This is a genomic window from Zooshikella ganghwensis (assembly GCF_018263875.1).
GTDB lineage: Bacteria > Pseudomonadota > Gammaproteobacteria > Pseudomonadales > Zooshikellaceae > Zooshikella > Zooshikella ganghwensis.
Window position 1 is genome coordinate 105065 of record NZ_JAEVHG010000007.1, and the last position, 18787, is coordinate 123851.

General features: G+C 43.0%; 17 protein-coding genes and 1 riboswitch. Of the genes, 11 read left to right on the plus strand and 6 right to left on the minus strand.

What is annotated here, in order from left to right; translation table 11 throughout:
- The first annotated feature begins 67 nt into the window (after positions 1-67).
- Both KHS79_RS12115 and KHS79_RS12120 read left to right on the plus strand, forming a co-directional pair.
- The gene (locus tag KHS79_RS12115; RefSeq protein ID WP_212719255.1) at positions 68-1951 is read left to right on the plus strand and encodes a hypothetical protein; all 1884 of its coding nucleotides are present in this window, start codon (positions 68-70) and stop codon (positions 1949-1951) included.
- Between the two features lie 88 nt (positions 1952-2039).
- The gene (locus KHS79_RS12120) at positions 2040-2462 is read left to right on the plus strand and encodes a cytidine deaminase (protein ID WP_212719258.1); all 423 of its coding nucleotides are present in this window, start codon (positions 2040-2042) and stop codon (positions 2460-2462) included.
- A 66-nt stretch (positions 2463-2528) separates the two neighbouring features.
- On the opposite strand, the gene KHS79_RS12125 is transcribed toward KHS79_RS12120, so the two are convergent.
- The 5 genes from KHS79_RS12125 to KHS79_RS12145 form a co-directional block, all read right to left on the minus strand.
- Positions 2529-3149 (minus strand): hypothetical protein, encoded by a 621-nt coding sequence (locus KHS79_RS12125; RefSeq protein ID WP_212719263.1) that lies wholly within the window; start codon positions 3147-3149, stop codon positions 2529-2531.
- A gap of 957 nt (positions 3150-4106) precedes the next feature.
- The gene (locus KHS79_RS12130) at positions 4107-5342 is read right to left on the minus strand and encodes a hypothetical protein (RefSeq protein ID WP_212719266.1); all 1236 of its coding nucleotides are present in this window, start codon (positions 5340-5342) and stop codon (positions 4107-4109) included.
- A 113-nt stretch (positions 5343-5455) separates the two neighbouring features.
- On the minus strand, positions 5456-5971 hold the full coding sequence (locus KHS79_RS12135; RefSeq protein WP_212719269.1) for a hypothetical protein: 516 nt from the start codon (positions 5969-5971) through the stop codon (positions 5456-5458).
- A 185-nt stretch (positions 5972-6156) separates the two neighbouring features.
- Positions 6157-7554, minus strand: coding sequence for a multicopper oxidase family protein (locus KHS79_RS12140; RefSeq protein WP_233468398.1), 1398 nt, complete (start codon positions 7552-7554; stop codon positions 6157-6159).
- A gap of 97 nt (positions 7555-7651) precedes the next feature.
- Complete coding sequence (locus KHS79_RS12145; RefSeq protein WP_212719272.1) at positions 7652-8167, minus strand: DUF6933 domain-containing protein; 516 nt, start codon at positions 8165-8167, stop codon at positions 7652-7654.
- A gap of 136 nt (positions 8168-8303) precedes the next feature.
- Positions 8304-8424, plus strand: a riboswitch (TPP riboswitch).
- 145 nt (positions 8425-8569) lie between these two features.
- Between KHS79_RS12145 and thiB the strand changes: the two genes are divergently transcribed.
- The 5 genes from thiB (at position 8570) to KHS79_RS12170 (ending at position 15078) form a co-directional block, all read left to right on the plus strand.
- Complete coding sequence (gene thiB, locus KHS79_RS12150) at positions 8570-9643, plus strand: thiamine ABC transporter substrate binding subunit (RefSeq protein WP_233468399.1); 1074 nt, start codon at positions 8570-8572, stop codon at positions 9641-9643.
- Positions 9640-11214: an ABC transporter permease subunit gene (locus KHS79_RS12155; protein ID WP_212719274.1), complete on the plus strand. Its 1575-nt coding sequence runs from the start codon at positions 9640-9642 to the stop codon at positions 11212-11214. Before thiB ends, KHS79_RS12155 begins: the two co-directional genes overlap by 4 nt.
- Positions 11201-11866 carry an ATP-binding cassette domain-containing protein gene (locus tag KHS79_RS12160; RefSeq protein WP_212719277.1) on the plus strand — a complete coding sequence of 222 codons (666 nt, stop codon included), beginning with the start codon at positions 11201-11203 and terminating at the stop codon, positions 11864-11866. Before KHS79_RS12155 ends, KHS79_RS12160 begins: the two co-directional genes overlap by 14 nt.
- A gap of 12 nt (positions 11867-11878) precedes the next feature.
- Positions 11879-14140, plus strand: coding sequence for a tRNA(Met) cytidine acetyltransferase TmcA (locus tag KHS79_RS12165; protein ID WP_212719280.1), 2262 nt, complete (start codon positions 11879-11881; stop codon positions 14138-14140).
- 380 nt (positions 14141-14520) lie between these two features.
- Positions 14521-15078 (plus strand): GNAT family N-acetyltransferase, encoded by a 558-nt coding sequence (locus tag KHS79_RS12170; protein WP_212719283.1) that lies wholly within the window; start codon positions 14521-14523, stop codon positions 15076-15078.
- A 53-nt stretch (positions 15079-15131) separates the two neighbouring features.
- Here KHS79_RS12170 and KHS79_RS12175 read toward each other — a convergent pair whose 3' ends face one another.
- On the minus strand, positions 15132-15512 hold the full coding sequence (locus KHS79_RS12175) for a hypothetical protein (protein ID WP_027708250.1): 381 nt from the start codon (positions 15510-15512) through the stop codon (positions 15132-15134).
- 270 nt (positions 15513-15782) lie between these two features.
- On the opposite strand from KHS79_RS12175, the gene KHS79_RS12180 reads away from it, so the two are divergent.
- From KHS79_RS12180 to KHS79_RS12195, 4 genes are all read left to right on the plus strand, one after another.
- Complete coding sequence (locus KHS79_RS12180) at positions 15783-16169, plus strand: MAPEG family protein (RefSeq protein WP_212719285.1); 387 nt, start codon at positions 15783-15785, stop codon at positions 16167-16169.
- 44 nt (positions 16170-16213) lie between these two features.
- On the plus strand, positions 16214-16591 hold the full coding sequence (locus KHS79_RS12185; RefSeq protein WP_027708248.1) for a DUF2237 family protein: 378 nt from the start codon (positions 16214-16216) through the stop codon (positions 16589-16591).
- A gap of 391 nt (positions 16592-16982) precedes the next feature.
- Positions 16983-17852, plus strand: coding sequence for a substrate-binding periplasmic protein (locus KHS79_RS12190; RefSeq protein ID WP_212719288.1), 870 nt, complete (start codon positions 16983-16985; stop codon positions 17850-17852).
- A gap of 98 nt (positions 17853-17950) precedes the next feature.
- Positions 17951-18694 carry a carbonic anhydrase gene (locus KHS79_RS12195; RefSeq protein WP_212719291.1) on the plus strand — a complete coding sequence of 248 codons (744 nt, stop codon included), beginning with the start codon at positions 17951-17953 and terminating at the stop codon, positions 18692-18694.
- Positions 18695-18787: the final 93 nt, after the last annotated feature.

The following is an 18787-nucleotide window of genomic DNA, read 5'->3' on the forward strand; positions in this document are numbered from 1 at the left end:
AAAAACTGTAGTAAATGTCTGGAGCGGGATGAATGTAATAGGATAAGTTTTTAAGAGATAAGGAAGTATGAATAAACTCATTGTTCGCAGTATTATATTACTTATTTGCACTTTTAGTGTGTGTGCTTTTTCGGCCCCAATATCATTGCCAGGACGACTACCATTATCGGGAGAAGATCTCGATATTGCGAGTGATCAATATCGAGGTGCATTATTACAGCAGTTTCAGGAATTTATTTTAGGCTTAACGGTTTTTCCTGACCATGCTAACCCTACCAGCATTGATGCCCTAAATGATCTTTCAACAGATAAAACATATTATTTATTGCCCTATTATCAACCTACAGATAAATACCCTGTTGCAGGTGTTCAGGAAGTTGCTGATAACGCATTGAAGGTGATTGCTTCCCTTCAAGATTTAGTCACTTCTGCGGATGTGGCCTTAGTGTATTATGAACAAATCACAAAAGAACGTGTATCTATCGAGTCTTTGCGTCAGCATGTAAAGGTGCAAATGACGCGAGCGCAACGAGAGGGTAATCATACAGCACTGGCTTACTTAAAGCAGGTTGATCAGAATTTGGCAGAGCAAGATCTTGTATTAGCCAATAAGCTTGTTGAGTTGCACGCAAAGGGTGAGCAAGGCTTGAGTGAGTTAACGGTGGCTTTGCGTAAGGAGCTGGTTCAAGAAATAGTCAAGTCCATGGCATCCTTAAGTTATCGGGTAACAGCTGATGAGCAAGCTATGTTGTTTAGTGATCAGGTTAAACAACAGGTTGAAGGTATTCTGACGGTTACTGCAAAAGCGGTACATGCTATGGACTTTGGGGTGAGGCAAGGACTACTGTTGAGTGGTTATACCCAGCAGGAAATGGCTTTTTTGGATTATTATTATCAATTACGTCCTGATATACGCTTAGTTGATATCCAACCACAACAGTTGCATGTTTCTATGGCGGGTATGTCAGTTAATCAACCTCGTGATGACAACCCTATAGTTGATAATAATGCGATCGTATCCGCACCTAGGTTATATAAAGGTGTCAATATTCAACAAAATGGCAAGTGTGGGAAGTATAAGCAGTGTAATGTCATGATTGATTTTACCTATATTGGTGCAATGATGGCAAAAACTGCCCAATGGGGTGTTATGGCGCTTCCGGTGGTGCTAACAGCTGATGTAAAAGTACAGCCACCTCAGTTAAAAGGATCAATGCACTGTCAATTGGATAAACAGTGGTTTAATTCAGGACGCACAGCAACTCGTGACCAATACGCAATTTATTATGACGATGCTTTTAGTGGCTTGTTTAATACAGCACAAAAACCATGTCGATGGAATGTAAGACAGGGTGAGCATGATGCAACTCGTTTTTACACCACACAGGCTTTTATGAAGTATTATCAGCAGCAAGGCATTCAGCGGGTTTTAAAGTCTAATACTGAACAGCAGCAGTATGGAGACTATATTCAACAAGAACTGGATTATTGGCAGGCAAGAGAGCCGTCAGTAGTAGATTGGCGTTGGAAAAACTTTTTAAGCTGGAAAGATTTTTACGCAAACGACTGGCATACTAACGTAAAAAGTATTATTCAAAAACAGCGGAACAGCTTTTGGCAGTTGACTATTGATCTCAATGATTCCATCAAGTTTGAGGAAAGAGTCGATACGAGTGAATCTGAAATTCATCAGTTTATTTTGGACGCTATGCCGAATTTCTGTTGGAAGTCTTCCATGGGGCAAACACAGTTCTTATCTGCTTGTCCGAAGCGAGGTAACTATCAAGCCAGAGCGGATCATGATGTGGGTAAAAGCATAAAACTGTGCGAAGGGAATCCTTTTTCGCTGAACTGTCTGGATATGATTGAACGCATTAATAGACAACTGGAAACAGATGACCAAGGTGTAATTCGCGAACCGGTGACTAGCTTTATGTTGTGGGAACACTAGTTTGTATAATTATGCTAAAATTATATACTACAATTGTATTATTTTTTCAGTGAAGTTGTAATGTGCAGTATTGTCAAAAGGGTTAGTAATGAGTTTAGCGGTGGATGATAATTACACTATACATCAATCGTTGTATAAAGCGGCAGTTGACTTGGCAGAACAGCGCTATCCTGATGGGTGGGCTGGAGCAGCAGCACTTCGAACTAATAGTGGTAAAATTTTAACAAGTATTTCACCTGCGATTAAACAAGAAGGTTTAGGGCTTTGTATGGAGGTGGGTGCGATTTGCGAGGCCCATAAGCTTAATGAGGAGGTTACTCATAGTTTATGTGTGTCTAGGTCAGATAACCAAACTTCATTTGTTATTCTTTCGCCATGTGGAATTTGCCAGGAACGATTATTTCACTGGGGTTATGATGTACAAGTGGCAGTGACTAATGCGGAGAATCAGCTAATATTTAAGCCGCTTAAAGCACTAATGCCTCATCACTGGTATCAGGCTTTTGAGTAAAGGATTAATAGGTATATTTATTTAAGTTACACCCTCAGGTGTAACTTAAATAAAGGAAGAGGGTTGCTACTGGAGGTTTTCTTTCAAAATCGCTAAGTTCTCTTTAGCGGCATCTCTAACATCATAGTTTGTATCTTGCAGACGCTTTCTAAGGGCGATTTCCAATACATTAATGAGCTCATTGCCGATGAAGTCACAGGCTGCCTCGCGGGTTTTGGCGGATGGTGATAGTAGGCAGCGCTGAAGTCTAAAAATTTGTTCATTTGGAAAGGCATAACAGCAGTACATTTCTGCTAAAGCAGAAACGTCTTCATTGCCACTCTTGGTTAACTGCTGAACTTTATGTAGAGGAAGTAGAAATCGTTGTTGGTTAATGCATTCACTGAGTGCAATAGCTTGAAACTCTGGCTGATTGGAGTCTAGTGCGGCAAGTAGTAAATCTTGATCTTCAGGTAATAGCTTTTGGCGTGATAAGCCATGGCGTAAGGCCGCACACTGTTGTTCCAGGTTACCGCAAGCAATTTGCTGTTTTAGCCATATTTGGCCATTGGGGACATACTCACTGATGATAAATCCAAGCTCATCATAGAATAACTGAAGGTCTTCAGGCTCAACCCAATCAGGTGCTGGATGCCACCAGGCTAGTAACTGCTCACTAGAAGCGGTTTCTAAGGGTTCCCAATACATGATCTGTTACACCTCAATTCACTACAGTGCTGATTAAGCAACTCATTTCTTCGGGTATGACTTGCTTGTTACTAATACTTTACTTTTACTTTCTGGCCTGAGAAATTGCCTTACGTTTGTTAGACATTCTCTAATTTGCTTCGCGGTAGAACATCTGTTGCGAATAGTTTTTCGAAAATGTCTTTTATTACCAGATACTTACTATTTGATTGTTGTTACCCTGAAGTTTACTTTGGGCAGATTAAAATAAGTACTGGTTGAAACGTATTGTTTGACGGCTGTCCTAAATTAGCTTTGCAATAGATATTGCAAGTCAATCTTCCTGAACAATGGTTTAACAGGCTTTGTTCTAAACGTTGCTATTCTATCTTTGATTGTGGTACAGGCCAATAAAAAAAATTAATTTCTAGCCTATATCTATTATTACAGTGTCCATAAATATTCAGCAATGCCATGTGAATAGTGGATGTTGCTTTTGTAAGCCAGTGCTCAATTAATTAATGAGCTATTTATGATATTGAGCTTTGTATTACCTTATTTAGCACTTTACCCTTGTAATACAGTGATATATCAATGTTGTTAGTAAATGCCAAATAAACAAAAGATTCAGATCAGATAGTTATTAAAAGCAAGAATAATCCTTAATTGCAATAAGATATTCCTTTTTGTCAATAGCAAAATACCGGTTAATGTGAATTCATTTTTTATAGTATGAGCCATTAGTAGCTTGAGTGATGCTCGGGCTTATCTGTAACTCCATGCTTTTATTGTGTTTTTTTGAATTTGGAGTGAGTGTAGTGAGGCAAAAGAATTATTTTTTGGATGAATATTATTGCTGATAATTATTGTTGTTTTTTATTGATAATATTTTCTTCAATTTGAGAAAAGGTTTCTAAAGGTCGAGGTCACTGAGATTATTGGGGCAATGTAAAAAAAAGAATCACTGGCTATTAGTCACTAGTGGATCTGAGACAAAGTCTGCCAGAAATCGTAGGGGCTAATTTGTGTACCCTCAAAACAGACTGTGCCTTCATGGTTGATGAGAAAAAATGCAGGGGTATGAGATAACTGTAAGTGACTGGCAACATGGTTATGTTTATCAGCTAAAAAAATAATGGGAATATTTTCTTTAAAGCACAGTTGCTCATAGGTTTGGTTTTGATTGGGTGGCTGTAAATCATTGTAAGTGGTAATGACGATTAATGGGTGTAGCGCTTTTCCCCAGTGTTTATAAAGAGTGCGGTAACATTTCATCAGAGTATTGTAGGTTGGGTTAGGCCGTTTACTTGCGAGTAAGCAAACAGGTAAAAGCTGATGATGCTCCATCTGCTGCAGGAGGGCATGAAGTTCAAGGTTGAGTTTAGGGAGTGCCTGGTTCGGTAAGTTAGCATTGACTGGTAGATTAAAACTGACAGGAAAAGGTCGGTTTAGCCAGCGAACCACAGCAATGGGTTCAATACGCGCTTCCATTGTTACTGTCTGCATGATGCGGGTGATTTTACCCTGGCTGAAAAAGTCAGCACATTGCAACCATTTTAACCAGTCTTGCCAGTGTCCACACTGTTTTGACCAAAATGCAAGATATAAACTAGCGACACTCATAAAGGCACTACTGTAGATATTAATGCAGTGTTTTACATACTGGTCTATCAGTCGTACCCCTTTGGCTAACTGTTCCTTTTCAAAAAGCGCAGCCCCTCGGAACAGGTGAGTTGCATTAAAGCGTTGCTCCATTTTAAGCCAGCGAAGGAAAGAGCGAATAACTAACGGCCGGTAGTAGTAATCGCAGCAAAGCAGTAAATTATCCCACTCACGGCGATTCCAAAGGATGAACAAATCCTGCCAGTCAAATAATCCTTGCTGCCAATGGTTAACGATAGCAGTGCTGGTTTTTTCACAATGAAAGCCCAAGGGTGTGCTGGGGGCACTGATTTCCATCGTGGCGTTGGATTGCCGAGAGTAGAGCCAGTAATGGATGTGTGAAGACTGATAGCTTTCTTCTAGAAGATCAACCTCACTGGCAGGCTGATGGTTGACTTGCCAGATTAAATCCCCAGGCTGAAGGTTAAGCTGGCAGGCTGGAGAGTTTGACGCAATCCGCTTGATTTCTAAAGCCTGTGTTGAGTCGATGCACGTGGACTCTCGGTGAATACTTTGTGTTATTGGACCTACAGACGTGTTTATCACTACCACATTACTTCACCCAAAAATAGCAGGTATTGTATTAGGTATAGCTAATAATGTGGGTGGCGTTAAGTACTAAGGCTTGAAATGACGGAGCAAGGAAAAGAATATCTTAGAGCATGTTATTGAATAATTTCTTCAGCATCCTCAATAACATCGTCCAGAATATCTTCTAGCTCACTATAGTCAAAGGGATAACTAATTTCTTCGCTCCAGCTTTGTAAAAGTTGTGTAAAGTATTGACGAGGACCTAAGTTGACTTGCTGCTGTTGCCAATCTGTCAGCTGCTCTGGCTGCTCTTTCAGGGATTCTAGTTCAAGGTAAACCTGACTATCCACTTTTTGCCACCATCGCTTTCCCTCCAGGACAAACACTAAATCAAAACTAATCGAAGCTTCAGGCTGAATGGCGCCACGAGCAAAATGTGGTTGAAACTTGGCAATGTAGGTATCAATCAGCTCAATAGCATTATCTGTGACACCCGACATTAGCCATTGAAGACAAGCTTGATTTTCTTGTTCATCGTATCTTTCTTCCTTGATAGATAGTGCTGGATGTCGGTTACACCATTCCTGTAACCAAGCTAAACCATCTGGTTGAACGTTTGTGATCAGGGTGCATGCCATCATGCTACTCATTGTATTAAACCTTTGACTGTTTTTTTCTGGGTAGAGCAAGGTAATGCTGTGATAGTGGAGATAATGCTTTTAGTTTGGGTGAATGTTCAAAATTCGCAACTATTTCACTTAAATCAACCGTCACAGATAAATCTGATGAGGAGCATGACAGCTATGATGCCAAGGACATAGCCGTTTAAGTCTAGTTAAGTCACAGTGACGTAGCCCATTAGCCCTGTTTTCATATGATCAATCACATGGCAGTGAAACATCCATCGGCCAGGGTTATCTGCCACAAATGCAATCTGGGCGCTTTCGTTTTTACCAAGTAATACGGTATCGGTCTGATACGGTATTATTTTTCGTTTGTCAGACGTTAATACAGTAAAGCTATGGCCATGCAAGTGAATAGGGTGGTGGTATTGGGTAATGTTTTTGAGTGTAAAAATGTAGCTTTTGCCGCGCTCAAGTGTGACCAGTGGTGCGGGAATACTATCTTTACTCATGCCTTCCCAAGCACGTTTATTGATCGTCCAGAAGGTATGCTTGCCTTTTTTTTGTTGAGCTGTGGGCGTTAAAGCTCCAGCCCACTCAAAAATAAAGTTTACTTTTTCTGCATTTTCCAAGTCTGGTTCAGGAATAGGGTTCATTGGTAGTGATGGTACGCTGTGCTGACCCTCAGATAATGTACTGGGCAGAGGTGTTTTGCTGACTTGTGACGAGACAGTTGAGTGCAGGCTCAGGAGCGGGTAGTGTTCACCGTGCCACACTTCCCAGGAGGTGCCTTTACTGGGAGCAATAAAGCCTAAATCTAATCGCATACCTGGACCCATCGGATGTTCTGTAAGAGGGCGAGGAGTTGCTAGTGGACAACCATCTATTGCCAGGATATAGGCTTGAGCATTGGGAATATGCAGTCGGTAGGTAAGCGTATTATCGACGTTTAGCAGGCGTAACCGTACCCACTCTCCTGCAGGTACGTCGAAAGTGGGTTGGTGTAAACCGTTGACCGTGGGCCAACGACCGGGTGTGCCCATGCGTGCAGCATAACGAGGAATGGATAAGCGCTTAATTTGTCCTTGTTGATCAATATGCCAGTTTTTTAGTACACAGGTGATATCTTCTGCAAAAGCTTGAGCTTGTCGCTCTCGAACAATGAAGGCGCCTACTAAGCCTCGACCCAGCTGTTCGGTGCTGTTCATATGCGGGTGGTACCAAAATGTGCCAGCATCGGGTGGTGTAAATTCGTAAATAAAGCTGCCACCAGGAGGAATGGGCGGTTGGCTCAGAAAAGGAACACCATCCATAGCAATGGGAATGCGAAGGCCATGCCAGTGAATGGTCGTTGGTTCATTTAACTTATTAATAAACTTGATGCGAATGGGTTGGTCTTGTTGAGCATACAGCACTGGTGCGGGAAACTGCCCGTTAAATCCCCATGCAGCAGTGGTGGCTTCTGCAATGAGATTAATCTCAGCCGGTTCAGCTGTCAGTATATAGTCATAATGAGGGGAAGAGTCATCAGCCCAAAGCTGAACAGGTAGCTGGCTCATCAGGCTGGTGGCTATGGTTGACTTAATAAATTGACGACGGGATATAGACATCGAAGGCATTCCTAATAAAGAACGTCTTAAGGGAATAGAAGAAAAGTGGAAGCACAAGGTGTGAAGCAGTAAATGGTATTGAAAAACAATATCAATCTCAAACAGCAACTTTCATCAACAAACGACGCATTGCATGAATACCTGAGTTCATATCCAACATGCTCATGGGGGTGGTGTTAACCTGCTGAATAATACGGAGCAGGGTTTGCTCGCCAATCAAAGGTTGTTCCTCTAAATAGCCTGCTAGCATATGCACTAAATCATTCATAGAGCCAAGTACACGTCGGCTGCAGGTTTTAGTAAAGACGCACTTTTCATTATGCTGTAAGTAATTTGTAAGCGTGACAGAGTTGAAGCCTTCAAATAAGAGGTTGTGTTTTAAGCTCTCTCTAAAAGCGCTGGTGATGTCTCGAACAGTTTGTTTTTTAATTTTTAGCAGTGCGTGACTATACAGGGTTGTTTCATGGGTGAAGAATAAGCAATAGCTGCCACGTATGGAGACAATATTGCAGTACCATGCTCCTAAGTACCCTAGTGTTTGAGGTGGAGCAATATCACTGGTTGTCAGTCCAGCTGCTTTGATGACTTTTTGGGTACAGCGTAAAACCAACATAGGCATTCACTAAATAGTATGAGTGATGTAAAAGAAGTGTAACGAATTTGGATACCTTAAGCCTAGCAGTGATTAATAGCCTTGGCGCTAGCAGAACTAGGCTTGGTTACATAATCATTAACGGTATACAATACGGCCGAACTCATCGGGGTGCAAACGTGTGGTTGCGTCACTATTGATCTATCACACTCGCTGAGAGATACCCGTAGAACCTGATCCAGTTAAAACTGGCGTAGGAAGTTGAGTGCTGTCCTAAGATTAAGTGCCATGATTAGTTGGCTTTTCGGCAGTCTCTCCAGCTTATCCCCCAGACTAACTGGATTCTCATAGTTAGGCATTCTTACTAGAAATCAAATTTGCTAAATGGTGATGATCCATAGCAGATGGATGGGGAATTTTTTGATGTTGTTTATCAAGCATCTAGTGAAAAAGGTTGCACAGTTTTTGCTTTTAAAGCACAAATTCAACGCTATGCCACCTATAGCGAGTCTATGCTTGGTGTTATGTGCCATAGTGCCAGGACAGGCTAGTGCTTCTGAGTCACCAGAGCCGATTTTGACTGTATTTACCTATGAATCCTTTATCAGTGAGTGGGGGCCTGGCCCAAAATTAAAAGCAGCCTTTGATAAACAGTGTCAATGTAAGCTGAACTGGCTCAGCAGCACTGATGGTGTCGGGTTACTGAATCGGCTGCGCCTAGAAGGAGAGCGCCTTCCTGCGGATATTGTTTTAGGGTTAGATCAACACTTATTAGTGGCAGCCAAGCAACTTAAGTTATTTGCACCTCACCAGCAGTCATTACCACCACTGACATTACCAGAGCCCTGGCAGGATAAGGTGTTTGTGCCATATGACTATGGTTATTTTGCATTTATTTATGACACACGTAAGTTAAAGAATCCCCCGCAGTCGCTAGCGGAGTTGGTTAAACGGGATGATATTCAGGTGATTTATCAGGACCCACGGACCAGCACTCCTGGGCAGGGTCTTTTGCTGTGGATGCAACAGGTGTTTGGTGCTCAAGCAACGCAAGCATGGCAGCAATTGGCTAGTCACACTGTCACCGTTACCAAAGGTTGGAGTGAGGCTTATGGCATGTTCTTAAAAGGCGAAGCAGATATGGTGCTGAGCTATACGACATCGCCAGCCTACCACCAAGAAGTTGAAAAGGTGACACACTATCAGGCAGCTGCATTCAATGAAGGACATACGCTGCAAGTAGAAGTGGCTGCCCAGTTGGCCCAAAGCAAACACCCTGAGCTGGCGCGTCAGTTTCTGGCCTTTTTACTCTCACCCAATGCTCAGCGCATTATTGCTACTCATAACTGGATGTTACCTGTGCGCGCGATAAAACAACTGCCACCGGCTTTTGGCCAGTTGATTACGCCGCGTAAGTCTCTGGAAATGCCTCTAGAAACAATAGCAAAACAGCGTAAGCAGTGGCTTCGTCAGTGGCGCCGTGCGGTAAGTCAGTGAGTCGTTTATTCCGTTGTATTCCAGGTATCATTGCCACGAGCTGTGTTTGGCTTAGCTTAAGCTGGGGACTGTTTAATGTCGGTAAATATGCTTTTACTGATATTGAGTGGTCACTCTTCAATGACCCTTGGCTGCAGCAAGTCTTGCTATTTTCAATTAAGCAGGCAGGACTATCTGCTTTGCTTAGTGTGGGAGGGGCCATACTCCTGGCATTAGCCATTGCTCGCCAAGTGTTTTGGGGGCGGCAGTGGCTGTTAGTGTTGCTGCAAATTTGTTTTGCGCTGCCAGTTATCGTCGTTATTTTAGGCGTGGTGCAAGTTTATGGTCGTAGTGGCTGGCTTAATAGTGTATTGGGCACTGAATTTTCCATTTATGGATTAGCAGGCATATTGTTATGCCATGTGTTTTTTAATCTGCCATTGGCAACACGTGTTCTGGTTTCTCACTTAGAGTCCATACCTGAGAGTTATTATGCTCAGGCAGCCCAGATGGAGCTGAATGGTTGGTGGCGCTGGCGGTGGCTTGAGTGGCCATTGATACGCACTCAAGTGATTGGTTTGAGCTTGCTCGTATTTTTATTGTGCTTTAATAGCTTTACTATTGTTTTGGCTTTAGGCGGCGGGCCAAAGTCAACAACATTGGAAGTCGCTATTTATCAGGCATTACGTTATGAGTTTGATTTGCCACTTGCGGGTATGCTGGCTTTATTGCAGTTAACGTTAGCGATTATCATTGCTGTGTTAGCGACGCGATTAATGCCAGCCTCAACTACGGCAGCGCCTGTAAGTATTCGTAGCCATCAAGAAACCCTATGGCTTGCTTCCAGTAAATGGTTGATTGCTATCCGCTGGTTGGGGGTAGTGTTTTGCTTGCTACCACTGCTAGCAATCTTGTGGGGGGCAGGAGCGGGCCTTTCTGCATGGCCGTGGTCTTCATCACTTGGGGAAGCAACTTTCAACTCATTACTCATTGGCTTTGGTTCCTCGTTACTGGCCTGTTTACTGAGCTTGGCAATGTTGCACTTTCGCCAGCAGGTGCGTGCTGGGACAAGTTATCGCTATGTTGACCGCTGGTTGGAGCAAACGGCGGTTGCTGCACTTTTTTTACCGCCCGTTGTATTAGCTACAGGATGGTTTATTGGGACATTGGCATGGAGATCTGATGACTGGAGTTATGCCTTAATTATGATGGCAAATGCCTTAATGGCGTTGCCCTTTACCTTTCGCTTACTTGCCGCTGCTTTTCAGCATTGTTATGACTACTATAAGCCTCTTGCCCAAAGTTTGAATTTACGGCACTGGGCTTGGTGGCGTTGGTTTTTGCTGCCAATGATCCGTAAGCCGCTTGCTCAGTCCCTTGCGCTAGCCTGGATTCTATCCTTGGGAGATATGGGGGTAGCGGTTTTGGTGGGTGCAGCAGACTTTAATACCCTACCACTGACAATTTATCGCTTACTTGGGAGCTACCAGCTTACTTCTGCAATGGCGGTGTCGGTTTGGCTGCTGGCGTGTTGTGGCTTATGTTATGGGTTGGTTTACTTAACACTGGGGAGAAAAGGTGTTAGCAGTTGAAGGTTTAACCATCAAGCGCAACCAGCAGGCTTTGTGTTATTCAGCGCAGCTGCCTGCGGGGCATTTTTGTGCGCTGACTGGTTGCAGTGGGGTTGGTAAAAGTACCTTATTAGAGGCAATAACCGGCTTGCTGCCTGCAACCTCAGGCAGGCTGTTGTGGCAGGGTGAGCGCTTTGACCAAGATACGCCAGGGCAGCGGCCTGTAACTATGTTGTTTCAGCAGCAGAATTTGATAGAACACTTGGATGTCTTTACTAATATTGCGCTAGGTGTATCCCCTTCCGCTAAGTTAACAGTTCAACAGCAGCAGTCCTTGCAACAAGTTACTGAACGTCTGGCGATTGCAGAACTGCTTTCTTGTTCACCCGCTTCGCTTTCAGGAGGACAGCGACAGCGTGTTGCCCTAGCGCGCTGCTTGCTTAGACAAAAGCCATTGCTGCTACTGGATGAGCCATTTAGTGCGCTAGACCCCACTCTTCGTCATGAGTGCTTACTGTTAACCCATGAGTTACAGCAGCAGTTCGGTTTGACGGTTTTATTAGTCACTCACTTTCCAGAAGAAGTGGCATCTATTGCTGACTGTTATTGGCACATTCGTGAGGGAGGACAGATCGATGTGATGTCTCAACCTCATGAGCACAAGAAAAAATAGCTGGTGTAATCAATGGTTGATTGTGATGTTAGCAATGATGAGATGACATTGATTGATGTGCTAAAGAGTGCATGTAAGCAGGCTTCTGTGGCAGGGCACCGGGCTTTGGTCGTTGTTAGTGGTACTTGCCAATGGGCAAATCAGCAGCAGTGTAGCCTGGTATCTTATCTTTCAGCGCAGCAAGAGAAGTGTTCATCTCCTTATCCTTTGTTATGGCTATCTGATCCAGAGCAAGCCCCCTCTGCCATAAAACCTCGTCAGATAAAGCAATGGCTAGGACGTGAAGTGCAGGTTGTGGTAATGGACAGCTTTATTGGGCTTCATCCTGACAGTTTTGGTGCAACCACGGGGCTAATTCCTGCTGGAGGAGCACTGATTTGGGTCATTCCAGAGCTTAGCCGCTGGCCAGTATTTGATGACCCAGAATATCAGCAGTTTATTCCTCAGGGCTTGAATCCCCATCGCTTGTTTCTTAAACGCTTGAAGGACTGCTTGCAAGGATTTTCGGGGCACTGGCTATTTACTGAAAAAGGGTTAATGAAGCAGCCTGCTGTTTATGCAGAGAAAAACAGTAAAGAGGATTTATCTACCTTTTGCTCACAAACCTATGCTAATGCTGAGCAGCAGAGCGTGGTCGAAGAAGTGGTAGGGCTTGTCGAAAAGCGTAATGCACAACCTTTAGTGTTAACTGCAGACCGGGGACGAGGTAAGTCTGCCGCTTTAGGTATTGCAGTGGCACAATTGCTGGGACCAAACCCTACTCATAATAAGCCCTCATTATCAATTCTGGCGACGGCTCCACGTAAGCAGGCGCTTGCTAAGCTTTGGCAACATGCTAATGAGGAACTGTCAGGTTATCAGCCACTTAAACCTGAAGGCAGCAAGCAAGAAGCTGCTGGTCAGTCGCTAACAGGTCCAAGTGGCCAGTTATGTTTTTTATCACCGCAGGATATTCTGCAGCAACAGCCAGTTGTGGATTTATTATTGATTGATGAAGCTGCGATGATACCTGTGCCAATCTTAACGAAGTTAGTGATGGCTTACCCTAAATGTGTTTTGGCGAGCACTGTGCATGGTTATGAGGGAACAGGGCGAGGTTTTGCGGTCCGTTTCCAACGTTTTTTGCGGCAGCATTTTCCTTATTTTCAGCAGATGACCCTTGAAGCTCCAGTGCGTTGGCGTTTGGGTGATCCTTTGGAAGCATTTAGTTATCAAGCCTTATTGCTAGGGGCAAATCCTGCTGATGTTATGCCCACTGCAGATTTCTGTCCTGAACAGCTGACACTGACCTGGTTGGATGCTAAAGATCTGATAGACAATGAACGCCAGTTAAGTCAGCTTTTTGCGTTGTTGGTATTGGCTCACTACCAAACCAAGCCCAGTGATTTACGCCAGTTACTGGATGATCCTAGTGGTCGTCTGTTAGTGGCAGAGTGGCAGGGACAGGTAGTGGGTACATTATGGGCTGTCGAAGAACCACCATTGCCCGAGCCGTTAAGGGAACCTGTTTGGCTGGGTTTGCGTCGCCTGAAAGGGCAGCTTTTACCACAAACATTAACTTATCATGGCGGGGATAAACAGGCTGGGGCCTTTGCTTACCTGCGAGTGATGCGAATTGCTGTCCACCCTGACTGGCAACGTTTAGGGATAGGTCAGCAACTTGTAGCAAGGCTGAGGCAATATGCTCAGCAAGCTCAGTATGACTATATTGGGACCAGCTTTGGGCTAACGGCTGATGTGCTTTCTTTCTGGCTCCGTTGTGGGTTATTACCTGTTCGCTGGGGCTTAAGTGCTGATGCAGCCAGTGGTGTATTTTCAGCGGTGATGCTACAACCACTGAACGATAAGGCAGAATCGAGAGGTACCGTTTGGCAGCAGGAACATCTGCTGGCGCTGCGCTACTGGTTAACCGCAAACCATATGGTTTTTCATTCTCTCGACTGTGAGGTTATCGTTCAATGGGTTAGTGCCTGTTCAGCTCAGGACCTGTTTAGGCAGATCAGCCTTAGAGATTGGGAGTTAATCAGTGGCTTTGCCAAAGGGCAACGTGGATTACTGCTTACATTACCAGCAATAGCGAATGCCTTAGCATACTGGCTAGCGGATAAACAAAGTCATCAACTGCTGGAGCCACGCTATCGGGAGGCTTTGATCCGTTTAGCCTGGTTACAGGAAACTGAACGACAAGTGGTGTGCAAATTGAAGTTTAATGGTCAAAAAAATCTTTGTGCAGCACTAAGACAAGTGATGCAAAATCTAATACCCCACACGTAGTCGATGGCTATTGGACAACAGCTGTCGCATTTCCTGGAAGAGAGTGGTTGACATCTTATATCGTTTAAAGGGCCTAGGCACCCTTTATTTTAGTGCTTAGCCTGATATGCTAAGGAGGCATTGCTTGCAAGGTTAATGTCTTATATTTTAATCGATACGTGGTCAGGTTAATGGGGACCTGATAAGAAAGCATATGGCATATAATATGAAAAGTACCAATCAATGCTCAACCATTTACCTTTAGCAGTTATTTTAAGGTAATGTTTCGTCGCTATCTTATGAATATGATTGACTAAATACTGATGAGTATAGCGTTTTACGTTAGCACATAAGTGTAGCGATAGGATAAAGAGCTGATTGAAAACTAAGGAAACTCAACAATGATCTTCACCACCGAGCGCTTACGACTGCGGGAGTTGACAGAAGATGATGCACAATCCTTTTACCAGTTGTTAGCTGATCCTGAGGTGATGGCCTACTCTCCTTCAGGCCCTTTGAGTTTGGAGCAAGCAACTAAATTGCTTACAGAATATCAAGTGATGTATAAGAATTATGGCTTTGGCCGTTGGGCAGTAGAAACAAGGTCAAATAGTACATTTATTGGTTACAGTGGCCTGGCTCCTCTTGCTGTCACTGGAAAATCAACAATAGAGCTAATATTTCGCTTGCAGCGGGATGTATGGCAACAAGGCTATGGTTTTGAAGCGGCTAAGGCAGCAGTATATCTGGCCTTTACCCGTTTTCGTTTACCTTCCATCGTGACGTTGGTTGAAACGGATAACGAGGCCGCCAAGGCCATCGTCAAAAAGCTTGGTATGCACTCTGGAGATACGATTAATCGTTGGGGTAAAGAAGTGACATGTTACTGGTTAAAGTCGCTACCTGACTGTTGTCAGGGATTGGAAGAATTAGCCTTAGCAAAAGAACACTCTAACTAGATTAAGGTAAATAGGCTTAGTGTGGGCTGCTGTAATAAGGTGACTAGCCTGAATTAAAGGAATGGGGGAGGATTAGCAGGAGATTGAGGCATTCGCGTAAGTTTGACTAAATTTCCTGCAAAAATACCCAGCGCGACAAAGCAAAGCATAATCATAATTTCTTTTGCAGCATGATTTGGGCATTTATAGGTTATAAAGCCAAGCAGCGCTAAATACCCACTACTTGTAGGCAAATTAAGCCACCATTTTCGGTATAACTGAGTTAAGCTCAACACAATTAATGAAGACAGAAAACCACCTAATACAATAAAGCTACTGATCACATACTGGTGGTGAAGGTTAATGCGTTGGGTTGCAACCACATACGTAGCGGCTAGCAAAAATAAACAGGCAAAGACCCGCAAAAAGGACTTCGTTTTATCATCAAAATTCATAAATTAATGATTCCTTGGCGTATAAATTCTAAGTTAACCAGGAAAAAGCGCAAAGCCAATAACGTTGTTCCAAAAGGAATCATGTGAAACGTTACAGGCTTGATATTTTAGAAATAGGGGCAGTTTGGTGAATTACAAGTACACTGGCTTTATGACTGTCCCCATAGTGTGTGGTCTTTCAATCAGCGGTAGTGAAGAGGGTATACTCTTGATGTTTCTGCTAAATACTCATCATTACAGAGCAATAATCTGCACAAGGGAATTCGTTAAATGGCTACACCATTAATCTGTTTAGTGATTATTGCTGTGATGCCCTATATTTATGCGGGTATTGGAGCATATTATCGAAGTCAGCTTCCTGGTGGCATTGATAACAAACATCCTCGACAACAGATTAGCCAGTTACAAGGCTATGGTGCACGAGCCTATGCTGCGCAGCAAAATGCTTGGGAAGCGTTAGCTGTTTTTATTGTTGCGATCCTGGTGGCACATTTACGTCATGCTCCTGAGACACAAACGTCACTTTTTGCTGGGTTGTTTGTTGTTGCACGTATTTTTCATGGCTTTTTTTATATTAAAAATTTGGACTTATTGAGGTCTTTAGCTTTTGCTGCAGGATTGGTGTGTGTCATCAGCATATTATGGGTAAGCTGGTAGCAGTAAATGCACTGGAATGCGAGATACATTTTAAGGAAAAAATCATGGAACAAGCTCCTTCACTCAATGTTTTTGGTGAGCCTTTAAGTGTTTGTAGTCACCAACCAAAAACAGGTTATTTTCGAGATGGTTGTTGTAACACCAGTGATCAGGATGTAGGTATTCATACAGTATGTGCAGTGATGACAGAGGCGTTTTTAGCTTTTTCCTTGGAACAGGGCAATGATTTAGTCACACCTGTGCCAGAGCATGGTTTTTCAGGACTACGACCAGGTGACCAGTGGTGTCTTTGTGCTGGCCGTTGGTGGGAAGCATACCAGCATAACTGCGCACCTAAAGTGATTCTTGGAAGTACACATATTAATACCCTGGATATTGTGCCGATCGATATTCTCCGGCAGTATGCGCTGGACTTGAATTAAAGATAACGGCCCTGTTCTAAACATATTTAATTATTTTCAGGTTATACCCTTCACGCAGCATTTATATGTGCGCTATTTATAGCGCGCATAAAATTGATTTGCGAACGGTATTGATTAAGTCAATATAATGCACGTATTAATTTGCTCCCCCATCAATAAACTCAAGCACTGCAAACCAAATTATGTAGTTTTCAATCACTCAAAAAATATGTGGCAGTAAAATAGTTCGATGTATAGTCTGAAAAAGCAAAGCGTGGATAACATAGGTTGAGCTTTTTGATACGATGACTTTGTCATCTCAAAGACAAGTCTTTCGTATGATGATCTATGATAAAAAGAGCGTATGATATTTTGAGGATGAGGGTAATTGCTTTGAAACGATACGGCAGTCATGGACTGTGCTAAGAGGTTAGTAACCAGCGCTATTAAAACAACTGTGTCTTTTGCCCTGATTATAGTGTTAAGGCAAGGGGACGCAAGTGATGTACCTGTGCCTGCCAACACCTATGATCCAAATAAGGTAGTAAGCGTGGCTACCCTAGAGGGCTATGCTCCATTTTGCTTTCGGCAAAGTGTGGCAGAAACCAATGAAATTGGGGAGCTAATTCCTCCTGGACATGACTCCAAAAGGCTGCAAGGGTTTAGCTGGGATGTTGTCAGGCTAAGCCTGCATCATAAAGGGTACACTATTAAGCTGATGGTTTACCCTTGGGCCAGAGTAATATCACTTGCGCGTCGAAATGAGGTTGATGTTGTTTTCCCTGCAGCAAAGACCGGGGTGCGAAGTCAATTTCTAGTCTTTTCTAAATATCCAGTAAATACCGTGCACTATGTTATTTATGTTAATAAGAAAAAACAAAATAACTGGCGAGGCTTGGAGGATATAATAGGAGTAAGGCTTGCTGGGATGAGAGGGTGGGATTATGGCCGTTATTGGAATGCCCACCTTGAACTGATCGAACTGAGGGAGGTCAATACTGTTGAGCAAGGATTCCAAATGCTGGACCATAACAGAGTTGAGGGGTTGGCAGGTTATGAAGAAGTGTTTGATCACTATTTAATTGAAAAAGGCATGGATGAAAAGTTTGGGAAACTACCTGCATTTGACCAAGGATTTGAATTTTTATCGGGTAATAAACTTAATCCAAATATTAAACAAATTTTAAATGACTTTGACTCATCTAGACAGAGGTTATTTAAGCAGGGTATATTAGTTAAACTTAAAAAACATTGGTTTCCTTTGTCAAATTCTGATATTTAAATATATACACTCATGCCTGCTATCTTCTTCAATATCATTGCTTAAGTCTGGTAAAGTATTTGTTGAACACCGATTTACACCATGTCTTTGAGGATATTATGAAAATTAAAACATCTGTTTTATTGTTTTTATCAACTGTATTAATAGCCCCATACAGTGCAGCAGACAGTACCCATCATTGGGGATATCAAGGTAAACGAGGGCCTGCGCATTGGGGGCAGCTTGATAAATCATTTGCGACATGTCAATCTGGACTAAATCAGTCACCTGTTAATATTAAACAAGGATTTGATACTGAGCTGCCAGCGCTTTCTTGGAATAAACCCATTCAAACTAAAAGTATTATCAATAATGGGCATACCATACAGTTAAATGTTGAGCCTGGCTCAATCCTTACCTGGCAAGGTGAAACCTATGAGCTAAAACAGTTTCACTTTCATACACCGAGTGAAAACCAAATTGATGGTAAGTCTTTCCCATTAGAAATGCACTTGGTTCATGCTAGTGAGCAAGGTAAGTTGGCTGTGGTTGCTGTAATGTTTGAGCAAGGCCATGTCAATCAACAACTACAACAACTATGGGGCGATTTACCGAAGGCTGATGAACAGCAAGCACTGTCACATACGATTGCTTGGCAGAGTTTACTGCCTGCAGAATGGGATTACTTCTATTTTAATGGTTCGCTTACCACACCGCCTTGTACTGAAGGGGTTAGATGGTTTGTCATAAAATCACCTGTGAAAGTCGATCCACAGCAAGTGGCTAAATTTGCCAAGGTTTTACCAACGGGTACAAATAATCGACCTGTGCAAGCGATTAATGCCCGTCAAGTATTAAAGTAATATTTTTTACTTTGTCTCTTTTTCCTTTCTCATATTTATTTTCTCTCTGACTAACGAAGAGATTATCCTCTTCGTTTCCTCTCACTTGTGGAT